Source organism: Pseudomonas sp. B21-053 (assembly GCF_026016365.1).
In the GTDB taxonomy this organism is placed as follows: Bacteria; Pseudomonadota; Gammaproteobacteria; order Pseudomonadales; family Pseudomonadaceae; genus Aquipseudomonas; species Aquipseudomonas nunensis.
In genome coordinates, this window is the sequence record NZ_CP087205.1 from 4377222 (window position 1) to 4402380 (window position 25159).

Consider the following 25159-nt stretch of genomic DNA (forward strand, 5'->3'; position numbering starts at 1 on the left):
TACCAAAAGGCAACATAAATGCCATATAGCGAAGACGTAAACCACATTCAAACCAGCTTTACAAATGAAAAATACCCTAGATCCAGCTCCATAAGTATCGGCAATGGATTTTATTGCCTATTCGACGTATTCACAAACTCTCCGAATCTTGAAAACAAAGTCTGGCTACCTGCATTAGACCTAGATTCGCAATGTGAAATTTCCGAAGGTTTAGCAACACTGATAACTTTTGAAGATAAAAACATAAAAATCTGCGGCGGAGAATGTGACGCCTACGGTGGAGATGGATTTATCTCGGCATTCGATAAACACTCAAACACGCTACTGTGGTTAATGACTTTCAGGGAAACAAATCCTTTTAACCTGATCGAGCTTACAGACCATCATATACAAGCAGTATCAACAAGAGGCGTAAAAGTCCGCGTTCCTTTGCAGCGGCCAGATCGAGCAATTATAACTTGGCCGATAGATAACTGAAGCAATAACGACGTGCACAGCCCCTCTTCTATAGAGAAAACCTGGATACAAAAAAATATCTGAGTGTGTTCGCTCAATCATAATCTGTGATACATCCTATGTAGACCAAATCATACTAAGCTTTACTATCGCGCGCAGGTAGCCGAAGGTATCCATACGACACTAAAAGCCGATGACTGATAAAGCACGTCGCGATTGAACGTCAAGCAGACAGATTTTTTCTTTAGACGGCTAAACAACGCAACTCGGACGATTCCCTTACAAGGAGCAGTAAGCATGTTGAAACCTATTATTCCCTTGGTCATAGCAGCAGCCATCTTTAGCGCACATGCAGATGTCCAAGTCCAGATCTCCCCAATACCCGAAAACCTGAAAAACTTGAATCCTGTCGCCATCGCGGAAAGTGACTTGGAGGAACAGAAGCGGCTCGATCGAATCGACTCGATAGCCGGGCGCTTCAATCTGAAGCTTGGCGAGAAGTTCATTTACGCGGGCAACGAATCACACGGTCCATTTCTGAGGCTTTTGGATGTGGTTTATAAAGTTTATCCAGAAGACGCTCAGTTGCAGGTGGTTAAACTCAACATTAAAAGAGGGGACGCGCGTATTTATGCTGTCAGCCCTCAGGATATCCAGCCTTATTCGAGTCTCCTAGCGAGCCCCCTGGATGCCAGGATTGCCAGCGATATCCTGAGCCCTGGCGCATCAGCTGCCCGATCCAAAGCATATTTCAAGGACTGGTACGACACCTATCAGTGGTCTCGGGTAAAACTCGCACGAAAAGTAGTGGCCAGCGATGCCTGTGAGACCGTAACGAGTGTCGAGCTCTACCGTTTCAACGGGAATGTGTTCACTGCGTTCTGTGGAAACGGCATGGAGCTCAGTCAAACCCCGGCAGAGGTTGAAGCGGAGCAGCCAATCGACCCCGCGATAAAAAACTGGGTGGTCAAGCGGCCTCAGTGAATACAGCTCGCCCCTCTGAGACCTTAGGGTCCATTCCGATTGCGAGGCGCCCTCACGCCGAGCAGCGCATTTTTACGTGTCTGTGCGGTACGCCCATTAGACATGTGCCAGAGAGTCAACCATGAAGAACCCGATACGACGCCGAAACTGCGCCCTCTTTGCCGCCATCCTGCTATCGACCTGCCCCACCGTCTGGTCGGCGCCTGCGGATCAGGCAAAAACTCGAGCACCCAGTTCCGCGCAACTGATGCACGAGGCACAACGCTTGAGCGGCGAAAATTCACTGGCAGAGGCCACGGTCGCCGCCCGCGCGGCCATGGAGGCGGGGCGCAAGGGCGGCGCCATGGATTTCACGGACCTTGAGGCGGGCGTGCTGCTCGTCAATCTGCTGCACCAGCAGAAGAGATACGAAGAGGCCCGGAAAGCCGCCGAAGAGCAGATAGCGTATTGGGAGCAGCAAGCAGCCTCTGTCGGGTCGACTAACAGGCGCGACCCGCGCATCACGAACATGCTGGGCCTGGCCATCGAGGCAAGCATGATGACGGGTGAAAGAGCCGAGGTCGTACGCCTGGAGGAAAAGCTTTTTGCGGCCGTCAGTCCCTATCCCAGTCTGTGGCGCTTGTCGCCGGACGAGCCGCGTTTGCGTTACGAATTGGCTGACTTCTCGATGCCACTTCTGCTGGGGCAGTGGAAGCTGGCGAAGTTTGAACCCGCAGAAAAACGCGATGACACCACCCTCCTCCTCTATACGCAGGAGTTGGCAAACGGCCGCCTGAGCGCCGAGATTTCGCTGGCTTATGACGAAGCTCAACGCAAATACACGGCATCGCAACGCCAGGATTGGCTCAAACCCTATCAGGAACAGCGTGAAGTTCGGGCGGTTGCATCGGCGATGCCTGACCTCCCCTTCGACGACCTGGCTTCCGTCAAACTGGGGAGGCAAGAGGAGTGTGACGGCGAGCAATGCACCAATATTCGTTGGACGGCGCTACGCGGCGACTGGCGCATGGACATCGATGTGGTGTTCAAATCGCGGGACAAGGCGCAGGCCGTTGAGCAGATGCAAAAGTTGTTCGCTGCGCTGAAATGGCAAAGCGCACCACCGCTGTTCCGCGAACGCACTATGGCCGAGCAGACCCAAGACATGGATACAACCTGGGAGCTTCCGGGCGGCGAGTCCAAGGCTGCGGAACTGGCGAAACAGGCGTTGCCCGACGCCATTTTCCCGGAGGAAGTGGCGCGCGTGCAGACACTTATCGGCGTGTCGCAGTACCGTCACGGCGCGCTGGATGCCGCGCGCCGCGCGTTGGGTTTGGCCGTGCCTGCCTGGGAGTACGGTTTTACCAATCAACTTCTCTATAGCACTGCGCTGGATTACGCCGCTGATATCGCCTACCGCCAGGGCAGAACTCAGGAGGCCGTCGCCCTGAACCGGACGCTCATCGAATGGCAGAAAAGCGACGCTACGCTCGGCTGGATAGTGCCGAAGGATGAAAATGCGCTGGTTAACAGCTCGATAGGCATACATCTACCCTTGCGCGTGGGCGACTACCGCCTGAGATTGGGTACGGAATATCGTTTCTATTACGAAAATCTGCAAACAGGCGCACAACTTGGCCTTACCGTAGGTTCGGCCCAGACATCGGACGAAAAGCTTGAATCATTACTGCGTTCGTTCATGTCGGAAACGCTGGGACTGCAAGCCGGGGATATGCGCAGGACGAAGTTTTCGCCCAAGTCGGCCGAGCCCGCAAAGTCGCAAGCAACCGGCCAGAAATGGGAGTTCGATGTTACGAAGCTGCCTGGTGTTGAAGGTGCCATATCCGACGACTTTGTTGCTGGCGTCCAGCGCAAAACGCCCATAAGGATGGCGTTCTGGATCGTGGACCGCGAGGGGGAAAGGTCGTTGCTAAGGGCGCCAATCATGGACGGTGAGCAAACCAGGAATGAGGCAAATCAGATCGCACAAGCGCTGTTCTGGTAGCGCCATACGACAACTTATTGCAAAAACCTTTTGCTCTTATTGCCAGCCCGCCTCGGCAGGCCGGCAAGCCAACTATCAAACGGCAGCCGGCGTGCCTTGGGGGTCAAGATTGACCATCAGGGGCTTGGTCGCACTTCTGATCATCGGCCCCAATATCAGGTTACTGCCGATCAACACCACCACGGCCACCAGCACCAGGGTGTCGGACTTCAGGAAACCGAGAAAAGTACCGCCGAACAAACACACCGATAACAAGCCACTGAGCATCATGGTCAGCATCATGGGTTTGGCAGGGTTGTCGAAACCCAGGAAGCGCTGCTTTTCCACGGCCGATATCACCAGTTCGGCCTTGCAGCCCTTGCACGCAATGGGGTGGTCTTCGCGCAACAGCGTTTGCTGTTTCTTGCCAATGGGAAATTCCTTTTCACAGGCGTTGCAGTGGACTTTCATGCCAATGATATTTGCGCGGGAGGAGCTCATCTTGATCCTTAAGATTGGGGGAAAATATTGCCGCCGGCACCTTACAGGTGCGCGGCGGCGGATTGTTGCATGTTTAATCGGGTGAATTCCTTTCTTTCAGGCGCCGGTGTCGATTATGCCGTTCGCCGATGTTTTGAAGTTTTACCAGCAGCACGCAAAAGGCGCCGTGTTACAAGCGAATGATGAAAAGGCACGGATTGACGGCGTTGCTGGCGGCGGCACCTACAAAATCGACATCAGGGACAAAGAGGATGAAGGAACAGCCATCACCTTTTCCGGTTGGAGAAAAGAGGTTTAAGTCCCTCTAAACCCAAAGTACAAAAAACGGGCGATCTTATGATCGCCCGTTCTTTATATTTCGACCGGCATTTCAACTAACGCATCATCCACTGCGTACTTCACCACTACCCGATTTCTGTAAAGCCGTTCACTGCGCACCAACTGACTCTCCTGTCCCTTGGTCCTTACATCCCGCCATATCTCATTCTCCCGAAATACTCGCCCGCCCTCCCGCAAAAATCGATGCTCACGTTGATAAACGTGATACCGAAACTCCCTTACTCGTTCACACAACAACTCGCCTTCCAACTGTTGCTCGCCGACATTCAGCTTCAACTGAAAATCAAGATCCGTCGGGTTATACAAAACCAGATCAACATAGTTATAAAAAATCGCTGCCCCGGAGCCGAATGGCAGTACTCGCCCCTCATCAGGAAACGGATCGAAGCTGTGGTTGGAACGCTCAACCACCACCAACGGCGAGTGAATGGCCATCCAGTGAATCAGGTTGCTCAGTTGGCAGATCCCACCACCGACGCCCGTGCGAGCTTCACCGAAGGACAGTTCCATGCCTTCGACATACCCGCGTTTACGCGTCGGTCGACCCACCAATCGGCAGAAGGAGAAGTACTCGCCAGGGCCAATGACCACGCCATCCACAGAGGCCACGGCCAGTGTCAGGTTAATGACTTTGTTGTGTTGCAGTGCAATATCAGAATCGCCAAGTTTGCGAATCAGTTTGGAGGTGTGTTTGAGGTAACGGAACGGCAACCGGGAGTCGGTGTTCAACAACAAGGCGTAAGGCTTGCGGGAGAAGCGCCAGGACAGTTGGCGGAACAGTCGTTTTTGCCACACGCGCAACCAGTAGAGGGCCGGGTGGTAGAGGGAAAGTGGTTTCATCCGTATCAGAACGGCGGCAGCCGTTTTCTTCCTTGAGTTGAAAAATGCCGCGTATCTTAACGTATTCACTTGAAAGAAGGTGTTCGCCCAGTGTAATGGCCTGGCAATCCATGCACCGGTAAAGAGCCCTGACACTGGGCGAACGAAAAGTATTTTAATAGAAGTCGATGAATATGTCCGCATACATGTACATGAAATTTATGCACACAGCTTCATTGGATATTTATCGAGATCAAACTTACATACATCAAACTCACCAACTCGAACATAAAGCGATTATTCCTATACAAAAATCTGTACAAGAATAATCACTCTAGATAGAGCCAATACTCAGCTTTCGTGTTGAGTTGTCACTTTCAAGATATCGGTGTAAGTCACGACAACACTCTGCCCGACTTTAAGATCCTTCAGTTTTTCTTGAACTTCAGGTCTCAACACGTCGACGGTTTTCGATTGGCCGGCCGGGTTTTCGAAGGTGACCTGGTTTTTCTTGGTGTCGATTTTGGTGATTTTCAGCTGCACTTGCACTTGGCGGAAGGCTTCGCCGCCGGGGTTCGGGTTGTCTTTGGTGGCGCGGATGTCGCCGGTGCGTTCGGTGGAGCCTGGCAGGCCTTTGTCGACATCGGTGTCGAGGTAGGCGGCCACTGAGTGTGTCACTTCGACGTTAACTTTATCGCCGACTTTGAGGTTGCCGAGGTCTTTGGCCTTGTCGCTAAGTTGTACATGAACTTGACGACCCCCGGCGCCTTCCAGGACCACCTGGTGTTTGGCGGCGTCGACGGCGAGGACTTTGGTGGTGACTTGATCGGCTTCTACGGCGGCGGACAGTGGAATGTCGGCAGCGATGGCGCTGAGGCTGGCGGCGGACAGGAGGGTGGCGAGGGTGATGGCTTGGGCCAGTGCGTTGAATTTCATAAACAGTACATTCCCTGTGATTGATGGCAGCGCACGGCTCTGGATCAAGGGTCCGCTCCGTGCGTGCCAATGAGCATAGACGCTGTTCAGGGAGTGTTAGCGGTTTCTTGCGCGGTGGATTCGCCGCTGTCGGTGCCCTTACTGTTTTCCTTGCGTTTGTTCGGATCGGTGGGGCGCAGGGCGTCGTTGTCGCGCTCTGTTTCACCGGGTGGCCGGGGTTCGTCGGGGTGTTCGGATTCGGTGATCGGTTTCATCGCAGTGTTCCTCAGGCTTCGGGGTCGTCGACTTCGCGAGCGACATTGACGGCGGGCGAATCCCGGTGGGATTGCTCGGCCTTGGCTTTCAGGGTTTGCCATTGTTCGAGGTCGATGGCGCCCTGCCCCAGCAAGTCATCGGCCACCCGCAGCAGTTCGCTGTAGTGGGCGTCGGGGGACTGTTGCCAGTAGGCTTTGTCGTCGAACAAACGTTGCCAGGTGGCGAGGTCTGGGGGTTTGAGGTCGTCGCTCATGACGGGCTCCTGCAGGGGCGTTCGTACGGTAGAGGGTTGGCCGACGGTTGGAGTTCCGGTGGGTTTCATCACTGCAATAACAAGATCAAAAGATCGCAGCCTTCGGCAGCTCCTACAAAGGAACGCGTTCTCCCGTAGGAGCTGCCGAAGGCTGCGATCTTTTGATCTCAATAACCGGTCATTTCCAGATACCCCTGCCCCGCATGACTACCGCTCAAGCGCACCGGCCCTTCCCAATAGGGAATGCGCAAATCCATCCACGCATTGGGATTCAACGCGGTGGTGGTGATGTCGAGGTGTTTGCCGGGGATTTTGATCGACCAGCGCACCGGCATCGAACGCCCGGCGACTTTGGCGGTATCCCCAGGCGTGAGGCTGATGTCATCGCCATGTAAAAGCTGCGTCTGACCCTGTGCGTCGATCCAGGTGCCGGTGACGTAAGGCGCGCCGTCCTTTTGCCGCATGCGGTAGAGCATCACCTGTTCGCCGCTGTCCAGGTGCAGGGAAAACCAGTCCCAACCGCTCTGGTTGGCGGTCAGGGGTTGGCTGCTCCATTCGCGGTCGAGCCATGCAGGGCCGCTGACCGTGTAGGTTTTGCCGTCAATTTCCAGCGAGCCGTTGGCCTGGAAAAACGGTTGGCTGTAGTAGTACGACGCCTGGCCCTGTTCGGATTTCTGACTGAAGCCTTTATCGCCTTGCAGCACCAATGGGCGCGACGAAACCAGCCGCAGTTGATAGCTGAAACCTTTGTCTCGCGCGCTGAGTTGCATGTCCGCCAACGGACCGCTGAAGCGCCAATCATCGATCCACGCCTTGAACGGCGCCACGCTGACCCCGGCCTGACCCACGCCACCCCGGGCGTAGCGTTCAGCGGCGTGATGCGTGGTGGCAGAGGTGACCGCCGCGTGCCCGAGCCAGATCGTCTGGTTGCCCCAACCGGCCACCTCGGGCGTGGCTTTTAACGCACTGCGAAACAACGTCCATTGCACGCCAAACTCTTGCCCTTTGTCGTCCTTGAGATTGGCGGTGACGTACCACCACTCGATGCGAAATCCATCGTGCGGCCCATGATCTGCCGGAAAGCTGAACACGCGACCAGGCGCCACCGGGGTAAACGCAGCGGCCTGCCCGCCGAGGCCGGCAAAACCCTTTTGCTCCGGCGCCGGGTTATCGCAGCCGCTCAGCAACGCCAGAATCAGCAGCCCGACCTTAATCCTCATGGGCAAATGTCCTCAGCAGGTCCGCCGGTTGCGTGCGGTACAACGTGTACAGCGGCCACGCCGACGCCAGTAATGTGGCGAGCAGCGCCAGCCCCATCAACTGCAACAGTTGCAGCGGAAACACCCGCAACGGCAGGCGCCAACCGAAGGCCTGGACGTTGATCACCGTGTCCAGGCACCACGCCAGCGCGATGCCTAGGGGCAACGCCAGAATCAGCGTCAGCACGGCCAGCAGCCACGTTTGCCCTAGGTTGAGCAGCATCAGTTGCCGCCGCGTCACGCCCAGCGCCCACAGCGGCGCGAGTTGGCCGAGGCGGCTTTGGCTCTGGGTCAACAGGCTGATGAACAGCGCCACGCCGGCGACGCCGAGGGTCAGGCTGTTGAGGGCCGCGGTGGCGGCAAAGGTGCGTTCGAACACTTGAGTGGACCAGCCCTTGAGCCGCGCCTGATCGACGATGCGATTGTCGTCGAGGGCGAAGCGATTTTGCAGTGCGGTAAGGAACGGCGGGATCGCGGCCGGGTCGATGCGCAGGTTGAAACGATTCGGCGTGAGTTGCGGCCAGCCGCGCAGCAGGTGGTTGACGTTGACCAGCACGTGCCCTTTGGGATTGCCGTAATCGGCGTAGATGCCGACGACCCGCGGCGACCACGAGCCGTTGGGTGTCGGGATGCTCAGGTGATCGCCCAATTGCACTTTCAGACGCCGCGCCAGTTGTTCGCTGAGCATCAAGGTGTCGTCCTTGGCCAGACGCTCCCACGGGTTGTCGCCCAGCGCTTCCAACAGCGGCCAGTGCTGGCGATAGCTCGGGTGATCGATCACGCCGTAGACGTCCGCTGGCCAGCCTTGCAGCTGGATCGACACTTGCCAACTGGGCAGCACCGCCGAGACCTGCGGTTGCTGTTTGAGCCAAGTGTGCAACTCGCGGGCCTGGGCCGGGTTTTGCGGGTTGAGGTAGAGCTCGGCGGTCAGGCGTTGTTCGAGCCAGTCGCTGAAGGTTTGGCGGAAACCGGCGGTCATGCTACCGGCGCCGATGTTCGCCGCCAGCGCGAGCAGCAACGCCATCAGCGCCAGGCTCAGGGCCGGCAGTTGCTGGCGGCAATCGGCGAGAAACCATTGACCGAGCACCGTGCGACTGCGGTGCAACACCAGATTCAGCACGGTGTTGAGTAACACCGGCAGCGCCAGCGCGGCGCCGAGCAGCAGCGCGGCCATCAGCACAAAACCGCTGGCCAGGCTGTCGCCCCAGATCAACGCCAGCAACGCGATCACTGCCGCCGTAGCGGCGACCCAACCTTGACGTCGCAACCACCGCGCATGGGCCTGATGCCAGGCTTGCGGATTAGCCAGGGCCAACAACGGCAATCGCGCCGCGCGCAACAGGCTGTTGGCGCCGGCCAGTAGCGCACCGAGCAGGCTCAGGCCGACCCCGCTGAGCCACCACAACGGACTCAAACTCAACTGCCCCTCCACTTCAGCGCCGTACAACCCACGCAGACTGGCGGCGACATCCGGCAACAGCACGCTGGCCAGCAGATAACCGCTGGCGACGCCCGCCAAGCCGCCGATCAATGCCAGGCCACCCAGTTCGACGGTAAGACAAGCGATCAACATCCGCGCACTGACCCCGCAGGCGCGCAGGGTTCGCAGCAAACCTCGACGTTGTTCCAGCGCCAGGCCAATCGCCGCGTGCACGATAAACAGGCCGACCACGAATGACAGAAAGCCCAAAGCATCGAGGTTCAGGTGGAAGCTTTCGGTCAGGCGCGCGAGGTTGTTTTCTTCGCCGCTGGTCTTGAGTTGGAGTTGGCCTTTGAATTGTTCGGGTAGGGTTGCGGAGAAATCCTTTGGCAGAAGTAAACGCGAAAGCTGATCCGGCAGACCGAGGATCTGCTGGGCAAAACCGATGTCCACCAGCAACACGCCAGGGGCCATATCGGGCTGGGCGTGCAGCGCAGGCAAGGTCTGCCCGCTCTCCGAAACGGGTGTGTCGCCCTCGCGTAACCCCAAGGCTTGCAAGGTCTGCGGCGAAATCCAGGTACTGCCCGGCGGGCTGAAAAATTCGACGATGCGTTCGATGTCCAGCGCCTGCCCCGCCACCGCCGAACCGGCTGGCAGCGACACCGGCTCAATGCCCATCAACTGCAAGCGCTGATCAACGTGGCCCTTGAGCGTCACCCGGCCTTGCAGCACTGGCGACACCGGCCAGCCTGCCTGCCGCAGCTCGACAAACAATTGCTGGGAAAACACTCCGCCGCCGGGCGCACTCAGGCTGGCCTGGGGTTCGCCGCCGATCAATTGACTGGCCCGGGCGTAGCTTTCCCGCGCCTGACTGTTCAGCGCCTGCACGCCGGTCAACAGACTGGTCGCCAGCCACAGCCCGGTCAGCACACTGAAAAACTGCACCGGGTGCTGGCGCCAATGGCTCAGCAGCGCGCGCAAGGTTTCGCGAAAAACCCGCACCTCAGCGCGCGTCCGCGTCGACCAGACGGCCATGATGCAACACCACTTTTTCCGCCAGGCGTGCAGCAACTCGCGGGCTGTGCGTGACCATCAACAAGGTCGTCGGCGTGTCGTCGAGCAGTTCCAGCAACAACTTCAATACCTCGTCGCTGGTGGCTTCATCGAGGCTGCCGGTGGGCTCGTCCGCCAACAGCAGTTTCGGTTGCGAGGCCAAGGCTCGGCCGAGTGCAACCCGCTGTTGTTGTCCACCGGATAACTGCTCCGGATAGCGCCGCAGCAAATCGCCCAGGCCCAGACGCCGCACCAAGTGCGCTTGCCAGCGGGCGTCGTGGCGCCCGGCCAGACGTGCCTGGAACGCCAGGTTGTCCTCCACCCGCAGGCTGCCGATCAGGTTGAATTGCTGGAACACCAGGCCGATTTCCGTGCGCCGCCAGTTCGCCAGTTGCCCTTCGTTCATCTGTTCCAGCCGATGCTCGCCGCTGCTGATGCTGCCGCGATCGACCTTGTCCAGCCCGGCGATCAGGTGCAGCAACGTACTTTTGCCACTGCCCGATTCGCCCATCAGCGCGAGGCTGCTGCCGGGTTTCAACGTGAGGTCGATGCCTTGCAGTACCGGCAGCGGACCTTGTGGGGTGGCGTAGCTTTTGAAAACGCCCTGGACCTGAAGCATGGGAAAACCTGATTGATGAGCGTGGTGCAAGGATAGCGGACTCGCCTGAGCCCATAGACTACCTGTTAATTCTTACAGTAGCGGTCGATCAGGGGCGGGTATCTAATAACGTCACACAAGAAGTGTTTGATGCCAAGGCGGCGACCACGTTAAACAGGGTAGGTGCCAGGGCCATGAATACCTCTGTTGATAGATACCTGCGCAAGCCGATAGTCATCGGGAATATCCAAGTCGGTCGTGAGCCGAACAGCCTGGCACTGGCCGTCCAGAGTTCAGTGGCCTGCGTGTGCAACACCGAAGACAGCACGCTGTCGCTGATCGACACGATTGCCCTGCGCGTGAGCGCCATCATCCGGTTGCCCATACAACCGCTGGCCGTCGTCATTGATCCCACGGGCACCCGGGCCTATGTGAGCGGAATGGGCAAACCGCTGGTCGTGGTCGTGGATATTGCGACGCACAACATCATTGGCGAAATCGCCGCCAGCGAGGGTTATGCGCTTGCGCTCAATGCCAAGGGTGACCGGGTTTATATCAACGACAACCGCCAGGTGTGCGTCATCGATCCACTGGCCGGAAAACAGCTCGGGTGTTTCGACACCGGCTCATTGACCAGTGCTGCCGTCCTCAGTCGAGACGGTCGCCTGTTTTTCTGTGACTACCTGCACCATGAACTGAAAGTCATGAATACGGCGAGCGGCGAGATCGCCACGGCCCTGTCGCTGCCCGAGCCGTTTGAAGAACTTGCGCTCGACCCAGCGGGGGATTTTGGCTATGTGCCCTATCGCACGCCCGCAGGTGTCGTCGCAAAGATCGACCTGTCGGGCTATGACGTGGTGGACCTGTTGCCCGTTCCGGCGCTGCCCCACGGTTTCACCCTCAGCCCGGACGGCCGCCTGGCATGTTGTTGCAGTGCGGCTGAACGGAGTGTCTCGTTTATCGACACCGGGACGTGGCAGGTCGTCAGCCGTTTCAAGGCGGGGCAGTATTTGCAGAGTCCGGTGTTCAGCGCTGATGGGAGGCGTGTGTATCTGTGTGATTCAGCCGGGAATGCGGTTTGGGTGATTGCGTTGGGTTGAATGGATGGCCATGTCACCGCGTTATCGTTCTTCGCGAGCAAGCCCGCTCCCACAGGGGAATGCATTTCAACTGTGGGAGCGGGCTTGCTCGCGAAGAGGCCCTCAAGCCAATAAAACCCTCACTGCCCCGCCGCCACACTCGTCGCCGCCTGCCCCGGCGTAACGATGTTCTTCAGATCAATATGCTTCCACTCCGGCTTGGCCCCCAGCCGCGCATTGAAGCGGTAGTTGAAAGTGAATTCATCTGCCGTCGCCACGTTCAACGGTTTGCCATACACCGCCTCAACCCCCGCCAGGTCATAGCCCATCAACTGCAGCAACGTGGGGAAGATGTTGTAGTGACTGGAGCGATCCTTGTTAGCGGCCAACTGCGCCGACCAGTCCAGAGTCTTCAAGGCACTGCCCTGAATCACCACCAACGGCACCAACCCTTCCTCCTCCACCGGATCGCCGCCGCAGTGGGTATTCAGTCCCGGGTTGCCGCGTTCATGCAGATCCTGCCCGTGATCGGAGGTGTAGATCAGCAGCGCATTGCTCAGGTCAGCCTGGGCGAACACCCGGGCGAAAAACTCCCCAACATTCCACAGCAGCGTGTTTTTGTAGGCGTTGCGGTACAGCACCCAATCGTCCGGCTGGCCATTGAAGCCATCTCGCTTACCGGTGTCGGCCACTTCGACAAACTGCCCGCGTGGCAACGTCGGGCGGTAGGCCATGAAGGCGTCCGGGTATTTGTCGTGCACCGGAAAATGCGCGCCTACTTTGTTGATCACCACCAGTTCCGGTTTGCCGTCATTCAGCAGCTCGATGAGCTTGGTTGCTGCCGCCATGTCGCGGTCGCGCACGCTGGTCTGGTCGAACTGCACAAACTCGTCGATGTCCTTTTTCTCGATATCGGTCATCAGGTTCTGCAGGTTGCCGCCGGTGCGCTGGGCGTCGATGTAGACGGTGCGCAGCCCGGCCTGTTTCGCGTACTGCCAGATCGACGGCAGCGTGGTGTTGATGCGCATGTAGTCGGCGCGAGTGCCGCCGTAGCGCAGGGTGACGTTGGTGTCGGCGCTGCAATTGGCGATGGATGCAGCGTAGCCATAGTTGAAGATATCGATGCCGGGGCGCGCTTCCTTGAGGTTGCTGTGCACACCGAACGGCGCATTGATGTCCAGGTAATTGCCGGAAATGCTCTCGTCGATGATCAGCACGATGTCATGGCCGACCGGCTGATCATTGCGCGCCAGTTTCACCGGTTCCCGAGGGCCGACAGTGTTGTGCAGCGCTTCATAGGTAAACAGGTTCAGGTAGGCCAGCGGCGTGTACATGATCGGCAACCCCCGGGCGCCCTCGCCGGCCCGCACGAACAGCACCGCACTGAGCAGCAACACCCCGAGCACCGGCGCCGATACCAGCAATGCGCCTGGCAACGGCATCCGCCGACGGGGTTTGAGCCCGATGCCGAACAGCAGCAACAAGCCGCTGAGCACACCACTGATCAGCGGGTCACGGTACTGGTACGCCGCTTCCTGGATGAAACCGCCGGAATACACCAACGACACGAAGCTGCTGTAAGTCAGGTAATCGGCGGTCACTTTCGTATAAACGTCAAAGAACACGGCCGACACAAACAGCGTTATAGCGAATAGATGTCTAATCAGCGTCTGGCGGATGTACGCGCTCATGAACAGCGCCACCGTCAGCACCACAAACATCCCGCCAAATAACAACAACGGAATACCGATACCCATCGCATTCAGGCGTTCAAGGTAATAGTCATAACTCTTGAACAAATAGAGAACTAACAGCAGTTCTTTTAAGTATCGAATCATAGTATTTACGCTGCTCGTGGTAGGCATCTGGCCAATAGATTGTCGGCCATTTTTTGACACTAGCACCGGGCCATCAAATCGCAAGAAATGCCCGACTTTTCCGAAAAGCGTCAAAAAAACGTTGACTCAAATCTGACACACTCAAGGCGCTACAGCCCTTGTAATACAGGCCTCTCGACCGTTTATCGCTTTCTTCGAAATGTGAAAAACCCGTCAAAACCGCGGCGAAACCAGCAGCAGCAAGCGTTTGATGGCCATTAGCCCCCAAAAACGGGGGTGTTCTAGCATTGCAACATGTCATTTTGCTGACACGGTTTGCCACGGCTGGGCTATACCCCTTTTGACAGTCTAATTCCTGATCTTTCCACCGTCTTACGAGGCACGCCAATATGGACGTGAGCGTATTTGGTACGGGCTACGTTGGCCTGATACAAGCAGCCGCACTGGCCGATGTCGGACATCGCGTGCTGTGTGTTGATATCGATCCGAACAAGATCAAGCAGTTGCAACAAGCAGTTCCACCAATTAGTGAACCGGGACTTTCCGGAACGCTGGAAGAGAACATCAAGGCCGGCCGTTTGTTATTCACGACCCAGGCCAGCGATGCGGTGGAACATGCCGAATTGATCTTCATTGCGGTCGGTACGCCAGCCGATGAAGACGGTTCTGCCGACCTCAGCCATGTGCTGAATGTGGCCCGGCAGATCGCCAGTTTCATGGAAGCCGATCGCACCCTGATCATCAAGTCCACCGTGCCGGTCGGCACCGCGGACAAGGTCGCCGAAGCCGCCAGCGAAGAACTGCACCGCCGGGGCAAAGACACGCTGGCCGTGCGGGTCGTGTCCAACCCCGAATTTCTCAAAGAAGGCAGCGCCCTCGCCGACTGCATGCGCCCGGACCGGATCATCGTCGGCACCAACGACGAAACCGCGCGCAACCAATTGAGTGAACTCTACGCGCCCTTCTGCCGCAACCATGAAAAGCTCATGTTCATGGACAACCGCAGCGCCGAGCTGACCAAGTACGCAGCCAACGCGATGCTCGCCACCCGCATCAGCTTCATGAACGAACTGGCGAACCTCACCGAACTGCTGGGCGCCGACATCGAGGCGGTGCGCAAAGGCATCGGCTCGGACCCGCGCATCGGTTATCACTTCATCTACCCCGGTTGCGGCTTCGGCGGTTCGTGCTTCCCCAAGGACCTGCGTGCCCTGCTGCACACCGCCGAACACAACGGCATGCCATTGCGTCTGCTGCGCAGCGTGACTGACGTCAACGATACGCAGCGGCACATCCTGTTCAGCAAACTCAAAGCCCAGTTCCCTCAAGGCCTGGCCGGCAAGTCCATCGCGGTCTGGGGCCTGGCCTTCAAGCCCAACACCGATGACATGCGCGAAGCGCCGAGTCGTTACCTGATGGATGCGCTGTGGGCCGAAGGCGCGAGTGTGCAGGCCTATGACCCGGAAGCCATGTCCGAATGCCGGCGCATCTACGGCTACCGCAATGACCTGCACCTGTGCGCCACCCGCGACGACACCCTGGAAGATGCGGATGCGCTGGTGATCTGCACCGAGTGGAAGAATTTCCGGGTGGTGGATTTCGATCTGCTGGCGAGCAAATTGCGCTCCAAAGTGATCATCGACGGACGCAACCTCTACAACCCGGAACAGGTTGCCGCCGCCGGTTTGCATTACAGCGGCATCGGCCTTCGGCACATCGTTCCGGAGGTACTGCGCCCATGAAGATTCTGGTGACGGGAGCGGCGGGATTCATTGGTGCCCATTGTGTGTTGCGGCTGCTGCGCGACGGGCATCGGGTCTGCGGGCTGGATAACTTCAACGACTACTACGACCCGCAACTCAAGCACGATCGTGTGCGCTGGGTGCAGGATCAGGTCGGCAGTTTCCCGCTCGCCAAAATAGACCTGGCCGACGCCCCGGCCATCGAAGCCTTGTTTGCCCGCGAGCAACCGGACGCGGTGATTCACCTCGCTGCCCAGGCCGGGGTGCGCTACTCGCTGGACAACCCGAAGGCGTATCTGGACAGCAACCTCAGCGGCTTCCTGAACATTCTCGAAGGGTGCCGCCACCATCCGGTCAAGCACCTGATCTACGCCTCGTCCAGTTCGGTGTATGGCGCCAACCAGCACACGCCCTACTCGACCCACGACGGCGTCAATCACCCGCTGTCGTTGTACGCGGCCACCAAGAAAGCCAATGAGCTGATGGCCCACAGCTACAGCCACCTGTTCGGCATTCCCAGCACCGGGCTGCGCTTCTTCACGGTCTACGGGCCTTGGGGCCGGCCGGACATGTCACCGATCCGTTTCGCCCAGGCGATTGTCGAGGGCAGCCCGTTGAAGTTGTTCAACTACGGCCAGCACCAGCGCGACTTCACCTACATCGACGACATCGTCGAAAGCATCGCTCGCCTGGTTGATCGGCCACCGGTGACCACGCCGGACTGGGACCGCGAACAACCGGACGCCGCCAGCAGCATGGCGCCGTGGCGGATCTACAACATCGGTGGTGAACACCCGGTGGAACTCAAGGATTACCTGGCCCTGATGGAAAAACACCTGGGCCGCAAAGCCAATGTCGAGCTGCTTCCCCTGCAACCGGGCGATGTGCTCAACACCTGCGCCGATGTCCACGAACTGGAACGTGACACCGGTTTCCACCCGCGCATCGAGCTCGACGAGGGCCTTCGCCGCTTCGTCGCCTGGTTCCGCGATTACTACCCATTGCACGCCCACGCGCCGCTTGCGGCTGAGCTACAGGGCTGAGAGCTACAGCGGAGGAGTCTATGACTGGACATGAAAAAGGTGTGCCACTCCAGAATATGCGTCGTGACAAACGCCTGGACCCCGAGCACCGAATGCGCCTGGACACCGCGATCCACATGCAGGGTCGCGGCTGGATCACCGGTCGCGATGGTGGTCGGCCCTGGACGTTGTCGCGCACCAATCGGGTGGTGGCGTGCTTCGGTGCCCTGGTCATCCTGGTGCTGATTTCGCCGCTGTTGCTGGGCCTCGCCCTGGCGATCAAATTCAGCAGCCCGGGCCCGGTCATGTTCGTGCAAAAACGCACCGGTTATCGCGGTCGCTCGTTCGGCATGTACAAGTTCCGCACCATGGTGGCCAACGCCGAGGAGCTCAAGGAGTCCTTGCGCCACCTCAACAAACACGGTGCCGACGCCATCGACTTCAAGATCGACAAGGACCCGCGCATCACCCGCATCGGTGGGTTTCTGCGGCGCAGCAGCCTCGACGAGCTGCCCAACCTGATCAACGTATTTACCGGCGACATGCGCCTGGTCGGCCCTCGGCCCACCTCGTTCAACGCCTACCGCTACAAGGATAACCACCTTGCACGCCTGAGCATCTACCCCGGCATGACCGGCCTGTGGCAGATCTCCGGACGCAGCAATATTGACTTCGACCAGCGCGTTGAGTTGGACCTCAGCTATATCGCCGAGCAGAGCCTTTTGCTTGATCTGAAGATCTTGTTGAAAACCCCCTTCAAAGTATTCAGCGGCCACGGAGCGAGTTAAATGGACGGTTCAACCAATAAAGCCCTAAGCATCGCCAACCCGAGCGAGTCCAACCTGACTTCGACCGTGCTCGATCAAGATCTGCGGATCCTATTCCTGACCGCCGCCAACCCCGGCGCAGGCACCACCACCAGTGCCCTGGCGATGGCCAGCCAACTGGCGCAGATGAGCAGCGGCCAAGTGCTGCTGGTCGACGCCAGCCAGTCGGCGACCAACCTCACGGCCCAGCTCAACCTGCAAAAAGAGCGCGGCTTTCGCGATCTGCTGTTCAGCACCGGCACCCCGCCGCTGCTGCAGGATTGCGTGGTGCAGGTCTCCAGCCTGCCGTTCGATGTGCTGCCCAACGGCCGACACATCCGTGGCAACGAGCACCTGACCGCCGAACGCCTGAGCCCGCTGCTCGATCAGTTGGGCAGCCGCTACCGCTTTGTGGTGATCGACGGCGACGCGGTGTATTCCGCCGCCGACACCCTGGTCATCAGCACCCAGGTGGACGGCGTGATCATGGTCGTGCGTGCCGAGGACACCCGTTGGGAAGTGGCCCAGGCCGCGGTCCAGCGCCTGACCCAGGCCGGGGCGAAACTGGTCGGCAGCGTGTTCAACCGACGCAAGTACTACATGCCGAAATGGCTCTACAAAAACCTGTAAGCAATCAGAAAAGGATGACGCCATGAACGCCAAAATGCTTCTCCTGCTGTTGCTGCCGCTTGCGGGTTGCTCCAGCACTGCCGAAACCAACATACCGGTGCAGATCCTCACGGCCTCACCGGCCAACGCCCAGGCCACCGACATGCCCAAGGTCGAACAGACTTTGCGGCCGCAGGATGTGCTGGACGTAATCTTCCACATCAGCACCAGCGGTTCGAGTGCCTACCGCGTGCAGTCCGGTGACACGATCGGCCTGAACTTCACGGCGGCCAGCCAGCTCAACGGCAATCAACTGGTGCTGCCTGACGGCACCATCGAACTGCCGGGCGCGAATCAGTCGGTGAGAATCGAAGGGCTGACCGCCGAGGAAGCGAAGACCGAAATCCAGCGTGCCTACCAGCGCAAACAACTGTTCCAGCCCAACCGCAATCAGTTGACGGTGCAAATCATCAGCCCGCTGAGCAACGAGTCCAACCTCAAGAGCTCGCTGAACCACCCTGGCACCGGCATGAGCCGGGAGATCACCGTGGGCACCGACGGCTACGCGAGTTTCCCGGAAATCGGTTCGGTGCCGCTGCAAGGCATGACCGTCAACCAACTGGAAACCTTCCTCAACAAACGTTACGCGGACTTGCCGGGGCGGATGACTGTCGACGTGTTGCTGAAGTCCACGGCGGGCAACGAAATCTACGTGCTGGGTGAAGTCGGTCAACCGGGTTCCTACCCGATTCGCCGGCCGGTCTCGGTGCTGGAAGCGTTGACCCTCGCCCGGGGCGCCAACATCAAGGCACGGCTCGATTCGGTGGTGATCATGCGGCGCAACGGCAACCAGGTTAAGGCCGTGCGTTATGACGTCGAAAAAGCCTTGTCCGGGGATGCCAGCCAGATTGCCTACCTGCAACCGGACGACATGCTCTACGTGCCCAAGACCAAACTTGCCAGCGCCGGTGAGCTCGCACGGCAATTGGCGGACGTGGTGTTGTTCCAGGGTGTGGGCCTGAGTTTCGGCTACCGCCTCGACAACAAAGACGACAACAGCAACTAACTCTCAGGTGATCTGACATGAATCCAAAGGAAAACTACCTGCACGAGTTCTTCAGGATCTTCTTCGCCAACAAGCAGTTGGTGAAACGAGTCTTCCTGGTCTTTGCAGTCATCGCCCTGCTCTTGCCGCTGGTGCTCAAACAGAGCTTCGACATCACCGCGCAAGTCATCGTCCAATCGAAAAAACTCTCCCAGGGCGACGCCACCACGTCGCTGAATCAGGAGAATGCCAGTTTCATTCCGCCGTCACTGGCGGACATGGAAACCGAGAGCAATATCCTGCGTTCGCCGGCGCTGATTCGTCAGACCATCAGCGAGTTGCGGGATAAAGGCGAGTACACGCCCAGCCCCGGCATATTGAGCAAACTGGTGGCTGATCCGCTTAAACGCTTTGTCACCACGCCGCTGCGCGAGTACGTGATCAACCCGGCGAAAGCCGCGCTGGGAATGGAAACCGATCCGGTGCGCGACACCGTGCTGGACGGGTTGACCCAGGAAGCCATAGACAAACTCAAGATCGAAACCCTGCCGGGCTCGAACGTGATCTCGATTGTCTACAGCTTTGGCGATCCGGCGCAGGGCACCAAATTCGTCGCGGCACTGCTGCAAAACTATTTGGTCAGCCGTCAGGAACTGCAGTCCATCGACCTGCCGCAAAGCTTCTACGAAACCAAGAAACAACAATATGAGGTGCGTCTCGATGGCCTGGAAGGCAATCGGCTGGCGTTGCTGGAGGCCATCGGTTCGTCCGATCCCAAGGAGGAAATCACCTTCCGCCTGAACGCCATCAACACCGAGGAGCAAGCGCTCAACCTGTATCAGGATCGCCTGCTGCAAAGCCAACGCTGGCTCGAATACCTGAAGTCCAGCCTGGCCGCCGCCAATAATTCCAAACTCAACGACTACACCTTCCCCTACACCTTCACCACCACCGTGGACAACGTCGCCTTTGAAGATCGCGAGATCAAACAGATGGGCGAAGCACTGACCACCCAGGTCAGCCGCTACATGAATGACCTGGCGGTGTTCCAGCCCAGCAGTGAACCGATGCTGCTGACCCGCGAGCAAATCTCTCGCACCCGTCAGCAGTTCTTGAAAGTGGTGAGCAACCGGATTCAGGAACGTACCAGCGACCTGGCGATTATCGGCTCGGTGATCGCCCAGAAGACTGCGCGTATCGCTGACTTCAAGAACCGCATTCACCAGTTGCAGGAAACCCAGAGCAAGCTGCGGCAGATGGACACCGAGATCAACGCCTTGCACGCAGCGTTCGGCACTTACGCTCAACGTTTCGCCGAAAGCAGCTCGGCCCGTACGCTGGACAACGACCTGTCGAACGCCCGGGTGCTCAGCCCGCCGTTTGAACCGACCGCCCCGGCGTTTCCAAAGCCGTTCCTGATCATTCCATTTGGTTTGTTCACCGGTCTGTTGCTGGCGATTGCCCTGGTCTATGTGCGTGAGTTCTTCGATCACCGCTTCAAACATCCTGCGCAGATCACCCATGAACTGGACCTGCCGGTGCTGTTGGTGATCAACGAGCAGAACATGTTGCCGAGCAATCCGCACCGCAACTGGACTGTGCCGAGCTTCGTGCATTGGGTGCGCAATTGAACGCGCCGCTCAACCCTTCCAGCGCCCTGCCGATCATTCATTTGCTCAGCAGCGGCGGCTTCTATGGGGCTGAGCGGATGCTGTTGGACCATTGCCTGGCGACGCCGGGGCAGCACCAGGTGCTGTTTCTCGATGCGCCGCCAGCCCTGATCGAACGGTTCCGCGAGGCTGGGGTGGATTGCCAGGGTTGCGCGGGGCTGGGGGCGTTGCTGGGGCATCTGCGTCAGAGGCGGTCGGAACAGCCGCTGATCAATACGCACAACTTCAAAGGCCTGTTGTTTGGCTGGGTCGGCGCGACGCTGTTGCGCTTGCCGCTGGTGATTACCCAGCACGGTTTCACGCCGCGCAGCCGCAAGCAAAAGTTCTACACCTGGCTGAGCCTGCAACTGTGCCGCACGGCCTCGGTGAATCGCGTGGTCTGCGTCGCCGAAAGTATCGCCACGTTGTGCCGCAAGGCCAGCGTGCGGGCGGAGAAGCTGCAGGTGATCCCCAATGGATTGCCGGCGGCCAAGGGCCTGCTGCCGCACAACGTCAAACGCCAGCGTTGGCTGGCCGGTTACGTCGGGCGGCTGAGCAGTGAAAAAGGTCCGGACCTGTTTCTCGATGCGCTGATTCCTTTGTGTCGGCAGTACCCGCAACTGGACGCCGTGATGCTCGGCGACGGTCCGGAACGCGACAGCTTGCTGGCACGAATCAACGAAGCGGGTTTGCAGGAACGCATCACCCTGCCCGGCTACCAGACCGCCATGGGACCGTGGTGGCGCCGACTCGATGCGCTGGTGATCAGCTCGCGCACCGAAGGCACACCGATGATTTTGCTTGAAGCGATGCAGGCCGGCGTGCCGGTGGTGGCGTTCGGTGTCGGCGGGATTCCCGATGTGCTGGAAGAACGGCACAACGGCTTGCTTGCCGAACCGACCGACAGCGCTGCCCTCGCGCAGCAGATCGGCACCTTGCTCAGCGAACCGGCCCTGGCCCGCGAACTGAGCGACAACGCAAGACGTACGCAACTGGATCGCTACGACCTCAAGGCCTTGGCCGAACGCTGGTCGCAGCTTTATATCCGTACTGCACGGGAGGCACGCGCGTGATCTTTCCGCTCTCGATCATCAGTCTGCTCGGCCTAGTCTGCCTCGGTTTGCTGGCCAGCCCTTATCCGTTTCTGGCACCGGGCGCGGTCATCGGCCTGGTGGGTGTCGCGGTGCTCTATCGCAAGCCCGGTTGGGGCTTGCTGGGGATCGCCGCCCTGGTGCCGTTCGAGGGTTTCTTCAAGGACAGTGCGCTGTCGGGGACCAAATTCCTCGGTGCTTCGCTGGCGCTGATCCTGATGCTGCAACTGGCCATCCACCAGATTCCGTCCGAACGCCTGCGCAGCAACATCTGGCGCTACCTGATCTGGTTCATGGTGTTGTACCTGCTAAGCACACTCAATACCGATGACATGGGCATCTCGATGGGGCACCTGCGGGAGCTCAGTGTCGGCCTGATCCTGTTTGTCATCACGCTGCTGGTCGGTCGCGAATTGAACCTGGACCTGTTTGCCAAACTGGTCACCCTCAGCGTGGCGACCACCTGCGCCATGACGATGCTTTCCGTCAAGTATCAGGACCAGGGTCGCGCTTCCGGCCTGCTGGAAGATGCCAACGCCTTTGCCATGCTGATCGCCTTCGCCGTGCCCATGGGCCTGCTGCTGGTGATTCGCAGCCCGAACCTGTTGCACCGGCTGTTCTGGGGTGTCTGCTGCCTGGTGCTGTTGGGCGGCATGACCAAGACCGAATCCCGTTCCGGGCTGGTGGTGCTGTTCCTCAGCCTGATGATCGGGGTCTGGCACTATCGCGTAGAATTGACGCGCATCCGGCCACGTCACCTGGGGTTCGCCATGCTCGGCCTGGTGATCGCGATTCCGCTGGCGATCTATGCGATGCCTGCCGGGTATATCGCGCGCATTCAGTCCTTGAGCATCTTGAGCGCCGGCGCCAAGAGCCAGGACGAATCCCTCGGCCGTCGCGCCTCGTACATCGTGGTCGGCAGCCAGATGATCCGCGAGAACCCGTTGCTCGGCTCCGGCCCCGGGACCTTCCCGCTGCACTACGCCACCACCGGTTATGCCAAGGCGTTTTCGGCCAACCGCAAAGTCGGCGACCTGTATCGCCGCGCCCACAACACCTACCTGGAAATCTTCAGCGAACTGGGGATTCCCGCCGGCCTGTTATTCGTCGGCATGCTCGGCCTCGGCCTGTACAACCTGATTCGTGCGCGCCGCGCCTGTCTGCAGCGACGTGATTGGCAACAGGCCGACCTGATGACCCACCTGGGCATGAGTTTCCTGTCGCTGACGCTGTTTTTGATGTTCCTCAGCGCGCCCAACCAAAAGTACGTGTGGATCATGCTCGCCCTGACCAGCGTACTGCGCCTCAAAGCTGAAGAAGCCCCAGTGCAGGAGGCCAAGGCATGAGCCGAGTCAGCATCGTGATCCCGATGTTCAACGAGGCCCGGCACATCGGCCGGACCTTGCTCGCCGCACAAAAGGCTGCCGATGCGGCGGGCGTGGAGTGCGAACTGATTGTGGTCGACAACGGGTCCGACGATCACGGCCCGCAGATAGCCCGGCAGTTCGGCGCGCAAGTGCTGGTGCTTCCCGGTTTGCTGATCGGTGCCTTGCGCAATCGCGGGGCGGCAGTGGCTACCGGAGAATGGCTGGCCTTTATTGATGCCGACATCGAGATGCCCGAAAACTGGCTGAGCCTGTTGTTCGAACTCGACGCCGGCGCCCAGGCCGATGTGTTCGGCCTGGACCTGCACACCCCGGCCGAAGCGCCGTGGTATGCCGATGCCTGGCAACGCCGCACCCTGCGCCCTCCGACCCAGACCCTGCACGCCGTGCAGTGGCTGCCCACCGCCAATTTGCTGATGCGCCACACGTGGTTCGATCAGGTCGGCGGCTTCGACGAAACCCTGCGCACCGGCGAAGACAAAGACTTCACCATGCGCGTGAACCAGTCCGGTGCTCGCTTGCTCGCGGTCAATCAAAGCGTTGCCCTGCATTGGGGTTACGAGAGCAGTTGGCGCGAGTGGATGGGCAAGGAAATGTGGCGCCAGGGCAGTCATCTGCAACTGCTGCGCACCCATGGATTCAGCCTGCGCCTGCTGCGTTTTCCGTTGCTGTCGCTGTTGGTGTGGCTGCTGGACTTCATGGCGATCTCCGCCCTGTTCAACGGCTTCCCGCACCATGCGGCAATCATGGTGCTGATCACTTCGTTACCGGCGCTGATCCTGAGCCTGCGCCAAAGCCTGAAACACCGCGATATTCGTTTGACCCTGCAACTCTGGGGCCTGCACTGGGTGCGCCTGCACCTGGCCGGCGCCGCGTTCATCCTCAGTCTGTGTCATTGGAATGCCAGGAGGCCCGCCCGTGGCTGAATTCATTTTCTGGATGTGCCTGTTATTGCCGGTCTACGCCTACCTCGGCTATCCGCTGTTGCTGACGCTGCTGGCGCCCTTGTTTCCGGCACGCCAGCACGGGCTGGCGGCGCCGCTGAACGTGAGCATCGTGATCGCTGCACACAACGAGGCGCGGCACATCGAACACAAGTTGCGCACCCTGCTCGCCCAGGATTACCAGCCTGCGACGATGGAAATCATTCTGGTCAGCGATGGCTCGACCGATGACACGGTAGCCTGCGCGCACAAGGTCATTGACCCGCGCATCAGCGTGCTCGACCTGCCCCGCCAGGGCAAGGCCGCGACCCTGAATGCCGGCGTGGCGCTGAGCACCGGCGACATCCTCGTGTTCACCGACGCCGACAACCAATGGTCCCGGGACACCCTCGGCCACTTGCTCGCGCCGCTGGCCGATCCGAAAGTCGGGGCCTGCGCCGGGCACATGGTGATCCCGGTCACCGGCGGTGGCCTGAGCATCGGCGACAGCCTGTATCGGCATTACGAAGGCTGGTTGCGCCGGGTGGAAAATCGCACCGGTTGCATGGTCTCCGCCGACGGCGCGCTGCTCGCCTTGCGCCGCGAGCTGTTCCAGAACGTGCCGGCGGAGGTCAACGACGATTTCTTCATCAGCACCTGCGCGCCGGTGGCGTTCAAACGCATCGTCTATGTGCCCGAGGCCCAGGTGATCGACCACGGCGTCGATGAAGCCGACAAGCAATTCCGTCGCCGCCAGCGCGTCACCGTCGGTGGCCTGCAAAGCCTGGCCCAGCGCAGTGAGCTGCTCAATCCGCTGAAGCATGGCCTGTATTCGATTGCGCTGATCAGCCACAAGCTGATCCGGCGTCTGGCGCCGATCCTGTTGCTGCCGTTGCTGCTGAGCAATTTCTGGCTGTGGAACGAGCACGGTTTCTATCAATTTTTTCTGGTGGCGCAACTGCTCGGTTACGCGGTGGCCGTTGCCGGCCTGCTGGATGTGCAACACCGTTTGCCCAAACCCTTTCGCCTCGCCGCGTTCCTCCTGGTGACCCTTGCCGGGATGAGTATTGGTCTGTGGCAGTTCCTGCGTGGCCAGCGTTACAGCCAGTGGAACCCCGAGCAAAATCGATGAGA

General features: G+C 59.2%; 24 protein-coding genes. 15 read left to right on the top strand and 9 right to left on the bottom strand.

The features are described from left to right. Positions 1-18 precede the first annotated feature (18 nt). The 3 genes from LOY68_RS19595 to LOY68_RS19605 all read left to right on the top strand — a co-directional run bounded on the left by LOY68_RS19595 (position 19) and on the right by LOY68_RS19605 (position 3424). The gene (locus LOY68_RS19595; protein ID WP_265039272.1) at positions 19-477 is read left to right on the top strand and encodes a hypothetical protein; all 459 of its coding nucleotides are present in this window, start codon (positions 19-21) and stop codon (positions 475-477) included. A gap of 276 nt (positions 478-753) precedes the next feature. Continuing rightward, on the top strand, positions 754-1440 hold the full coding sequence (locus LOY68_RS19600) for a hypothetical protein (RefSeq protein ID WP_265039273.1): 687 nt from the start codon (positions 754-756) through the stop codon (positions 1438-1440). A 121-nt stretch (positions 1441-1561) separates the two neighbouring features. Further along, entirely contained in the window at positions 1562-3424 is a 1863-nt protein-coding gene (locus LOY68_RS19605; RefSeq protein WP_265039275.1) for a hypothetical protein, read from the top strand. 75 nt (positions 3425-3499) lie between these two features. Here the strand turns inward: LOY68_RS19605 and LOY68_RS19610 are convergent, their stop codons facing one another. Then, positions 3500-3904, bottom strand: a complete 405-nt coding sequence (locus LOY68_RS19610; protein WP_265039277.1) for a hypothetical protein — start codon at positions 3902-3904, stop codon at positions 3500-3502. 115 nt (positions 3905-4019) lie between these two features. Here LOY68_RS19610 and LOY68_RS19615 point away from each other — a divergent pair, with 115 nt between their 5' ends. After that, positions 4020-4202, top strand: a complete 183-nt coding sequence (locus LOY68_RS19615) for a hypothetical protein (RefSeq protein ID WP_265039278.1) — start codon at positions 4020-4022, stop codon at positions 4200-4202. A 53-nt stretch (positions 4203-4255) separates the two neighbouring features. On the opposite strand, the gene LOY68_RS19620 is transcribed toward LOY68_RS19615, so the two are convergent. The 7 genes from LOY68_RS19620 to LOY68_RS19650 form a co-directional block, all read right to left on the bottom strand. Beyond that, a complete protein-coding gene (locus tag LOY68_RS19620; RefSeq protein WP_265039279.1) occupies positions 4256-5083 on the bottom strand; it encodes a VanW family protein in 828 nt (275 codons plus the stop codon). Between the two features lie 330 nt (positions 5084-5413). Next, positions 5414-5998, bottom strand: coding sequence for a hypothetical protein (locus LOY68_RS19625; RefSeq protein WP_265039281.1), 585 nt, complete (start codon positions 5996-5998; stop codon positions 5414-5416). An 86-nt stretch (positions 5999-6084) separates the two neighbouring features. Continuing rightward, on the bottom strand, positions 6085-6252 hold the full coding sequence (locus LOY68_RS19630) for a hypothetical protein (RefSeq protein ID WP_166655970.1): 168 nt from the start codon (positions 6250-6252) through the stop codon (positions 6085-6087). Between the two features lie 11 nt (positions 6253-6263). Continuing rightward, positions 6264-6506 (bottom strand): hypothetical protein, encoded by a 243-nt coding sequence (locus tag LOY68_RS19635; protein ID WP_054051018.1) that lies wholly within the window; start codon positions 6504-6506, stop codon positions 6264-6266. Positions 6507-6673: 167 nt separating this feature from the next. Beyond that, on the bottom strand, positions 6674-7726 hold the full coding sequence (locus LOY68_RS19640) for a lipocalin-like domain-containing protein (RefSeq protein WP_265039284.1): 1053 nt from the start codon (positions 7724-7726) through the stop codon (positions 6674-6676). Further along, entirely contained in the window at positions 7716-10187 is a 2472-nt protein-coding gene (locus LOY68_RS19645; protein WP_163914874.1) for an ABC transporter permease, read from the bottom strand. The genes LOY68_RS19640 and LOY68_RS19645 overlap by 11 nt, the downstream gene beginning before the upstream one ends. Position 10188: 1 nt before the next feature. Continuing rightward, entirely contained in the window at positions 10189-10857 is a 669-nt protein-coding gene (locus LOY68_RS19650; protein ID WP_054614242.1) for an ABC transporter ATP-binding protein, read from the bottom strand. A gap of 173 nt (positions 10858-11030) precedes the next feature. On the opposite strand from LOY68_RS19650, the gene LOY68_RS19655 reads away from it, so the two are divergent. Continuing rightward, positions 11031-11936, top strand: coding sequence for a YncE family protein (locus LOY68_RS19655; protein WP_265039287.1), 906 nt, complete (start codon positions 11031-11033; stop codon positions 11934-11936). A 119-nt stretch (positions 11937-12055) separates the two neighbouring features. Here LOY68_RS19655 and LOY68_RS19660 read toward each other — a convergent pair whose 3' ends face one another. Then, the gene (locus tag LOY68_RS19660) at positions 12056-13753 is read right to left on the bottom strand and encodes a sulfatase-like hydrolase/transferase (protein WP_265039288.1); all 1698 of its coding nucleotides are present in this window, start codon (positions 13751-13753) and stop codon (positions 12056-12058) included. A 389-nt stretch (positions 13754-14142) separates the two neighbouring features. Between LOY68_RS19660 and LOY68_RS19665 the strand changes: the two genes are divergently transcribed. Genes LOY68_RS19665 through LOY68_RS19710 form a run of 10 tightly spaced genes read left to right on the top strand, consistent with a single transcriptional unit; the run spans position 14143 to position 25157 of the window. After that, on the top strand, positions 14143-15495 hold the full coding sequence (locus LOY68_RS19665) for a UDP-glucose dehydrogenase family protein (RefSeq protein WP_163914055.1): 1353 nt from the start codon (positions 14143-14145) through the stop codon (positions 15493-15495). After that, on the top strand, positions 15492-16538 hold the full coding sequence (locus tag LOY68_RS19670) for an NAD-dependent epimerase (RefSeq protein ID WP_163914053.1): 1047 nt from the start codon (positions 15492-15494) through the stop codon (positions 16536-16538). Before LOY68_RS19665 ends, LOY68_RS19670 begins: the two co-directional genes overlap by 4 nt. Positions 16539-16558: 20 nt before the next feature. After that, positions 16559-17305 carry a sugar transferase gene (locus LOY68_RS19675; protein ID WP_163914051.1) on the top strand — a complete coding sequence of 249 codons (747 nt, stop codon included), beginning with the start codon at positions 16559-16561 and terminating at the stop codon, positions 17303-17305. Then, on the top strand, positions 17306-17953 hold the full coding sequence (locus LOY68_RS19680) for a CpsD/CapB family tyrosine-protein kinase (protein ID WP_054614238.1): 648 nt from the start codon (positions 17306-17308) through the stop codon (positions 17951-17953). Between the two features lie 22 nt (positions 17954-17975). Beyond that, complete coding sequence (locus LOY68_RS19685) at positions 17976-18998, top strand: polysaccharide biosynthesis/export family protein (protein WP_163914049.1); 1023 nt, start codon at positions 17976-17978, stop codon at positions 18996-18998. Positions 18999-19015: 17 nt separating this feature from the next. Continuing rightward, positions 19016-20608 carry a GumC family protein gene (locus LOY68_RS19690; protein WP_265039292.1) on the top strand — a complete coding sequence of 531 codons (1593 nt, stop codon included), beginning with the start codon at positions 19016-19018 and terminating at the stop codon, positions 20606-20608. Next, the gene (locus LOY68_RS19695; RefSeq protein WP_265039293.1) at positions 20605-21699 is read left to right on the top strand and encodes a glycosyltransferase family 4 protein; all 1095 of its coding nucleotides are present in this window, start codon (positions 20605-20607) and stop codon (positions 21697-21699) included. Before LOY68_RS19690 ends, LOY68_RS19695 begins: the two co-directional genes overlap by 4 nt. Further along, the gene (locus LOY68_RS19700) at positions 21696-23063 is read left to right on the top strand and encodes an O-antigen ligase family protein (protein WP_265039295.1); all 1368 of its coding nucleotides are present in this window, start codon (positions 21696-21698) and stop codon (positions 23061-23063) included. The genes LOY68_RS19695 and LOY68_RS19700 overlap by 4 nt, the downstream gene beginning before the upstream one ends. Then, the gene (locus LOY68_RS19705) at positions 23060-24028 is read left to right on the top strand and encodes a glycosyltransferase family 2 protein (RefSeq protein WP_265039297.1); all 969 of its coding nucleotides are present in this window, start codon (positions 23060-23062) and stop codon (positions 24026-24028) included. Before LOY68_RS19700 ends, LOY68_RS19705 begins: the two co-directional genes overlap by 4 nt. Further along, on the top strand, positions 24021-25157 hold the full coding sequence (locus LOY68_RS19710) for a glycosyltransferase (protein WP_265039298.1): 1137 nt from the start codon (positions 24021-24023) through the stop codon (positions 25155-25157). Before LOY68_RS19705 ends, LOY68_RS19710 begins: the two co-directional genes overlap by 8 nt. Positions 25158-25159: the final 2 nt, after the last annotated feature.

What these genes read in the sequence shown, in the direction of transcription:
- LOY68_RS19595 (WP_265039272.1), top strand. Translation starts at nt 19, where the DNA reads ATGCCATATAGCGAAGACGTAAACCACATTCAAACCAGCTTTACAAAT.
- LOY68_RS19600 (WP_265039273.1), top strand. Translation starts at nt 754, where the DNA reads ATGTTGAAACCTATTATTCCCTTGGTCATAGCAGCAGCCATCTTTAGC.
- LOY68_RS19605 (WP_265039275.1), top strand. Translation starts at nt 1,562, where the DNA reads ATGAAGAACCCGATACGACGCCGAAACTGCGCCCTCTTTGCCGCCATC.
- LOY68_RS19610 (WP_265039277.1), bottom strand. Translation starts at nt 3,904, where the DNA reads ATGAGCTCCTCCCGCGCAAATATCATTGGCATGAAAGTCCACTGCAAC.
- LOY68_RS19615 (WP_265039278.1), top strand. Translation starts at nt 4,020, where the DNA reads ATGCCGTTCGCCGATGTTTTGAAGTTTTACCAGCAGCACGCAAAAGGC.
- LOY68_RS19620 (WP_265039279.1), bottom strand. Translation starts at nt 5,083, where the DNA reads ATGAAACCACTTTCCCTCTACCACCCGGCCCTCTACTGGTTGCGCGTG.
- LOY68_RS19625 (WP_265039281.1), bottom strand. Translation starts at nt 5,998, where the DNA reads ATGAAATTCAACGCACTGGCCCAAGCCATCACCCTCGCCACCCTCCTG.
- LOY68_RS19630 (WP_166655970.1), bottom strand. Translation starts at nt 6,252, where the DNA reads ATGAAACCGATCACCGAATCCGAACACCCCGACGAACCCCGGCCACCC.
- LOY68_RS19635 (WP_054051018.1), bottom strand. Translation starts at nt 6,506, where the DNA reads ATGAGCGACGACCTCAAACCCCCAGACCTCGCCACCTGGCAACGTTTG.
- LOY68_RS19640 (WP_265039284.1), bottom strand. Translation starts at nt 7,726, where the DNA reads ATGAGGATTAAGGTCGGGCTGCTGATTCTGGCGTTGCTGAGCGGCTGC.
- LOY68_RS19650 (WP_054614242.1), bottom strand. Translation starts at nt 10,857, where the DNA reads ATGCTTCAGGTCCAGGGCGTTTTCAAAAGCTACGCCACCCCACAAGGT.
- LOY68_RS19655 (WP_265039287.1), top strand. Translation starts at nt 11,031, where the DNA reads ATGAATACCTCTGTTGATAGATACCTGCGCAAGCCGATAGTCATCGGG.
- LOY68_RS19660 (WP_265039288.1), bottom strand. Translation starts at nt 13,753, where the DNA reads ATGATTCGATACTTAAAAGAACTGCTGTTAGTTCTCTATTTGTTCAAG.
- LOY68_RS19665 (WP_163914055.1), top strand. Translation starts at nt 14,143, where the DNA reads ATGGACGTGAGCGTATTTGGTACGGGCTACGTTGGCCTGATACAAGCA.
- LOY68_RS19670 (WP_163914053.1), top strand. Translation starts at nt 15,492, where the DNA reads ATGAAGATTCTGGTGACGGGAGCGGCGGGATTCATTGGTGCCCATTGT.
- LOY68_RS19675 (WP_163914051.1), top strand. Translation starts at nt 16,559, where the DNA reads ATGACTGGACATGAAAAAGGTGTGCCACTCCAGAATATGCGTCGTGAC.
- LOY68_RS19680 (WP_054614238.1), top strand. Translation starts at nt 17,306, where the DNA reads ATGGACGGTTCAACCAATAAAGCCCTAAGCATCGCCAACCCGAGCGAG.
- LOY68_RS19685 (WP_163914049.1), top strand. Translation starts at nt 17,976, where the DNA reads ATGAACGCCAAAATGCTTCTCCTGCTGTTGCTGCCGCTTGCGGGTTGC.
- LOY68_RS19690 (WP_265039292.1), top strand. Translation starts at nt 19,016, where the DNA reads ATGAATCCAAAGGAAAACTACCTGCACGAGTTCTTCAGGATCTTCTTC.
- LOY68_RS19705 (WP_265039297.1), top strand. Translation starts at nt 23,060, where the DNA reads ATGAGCCGAGTCAGCATCGTGATCCCGATGTTCAACGAGGCCCGGCAC.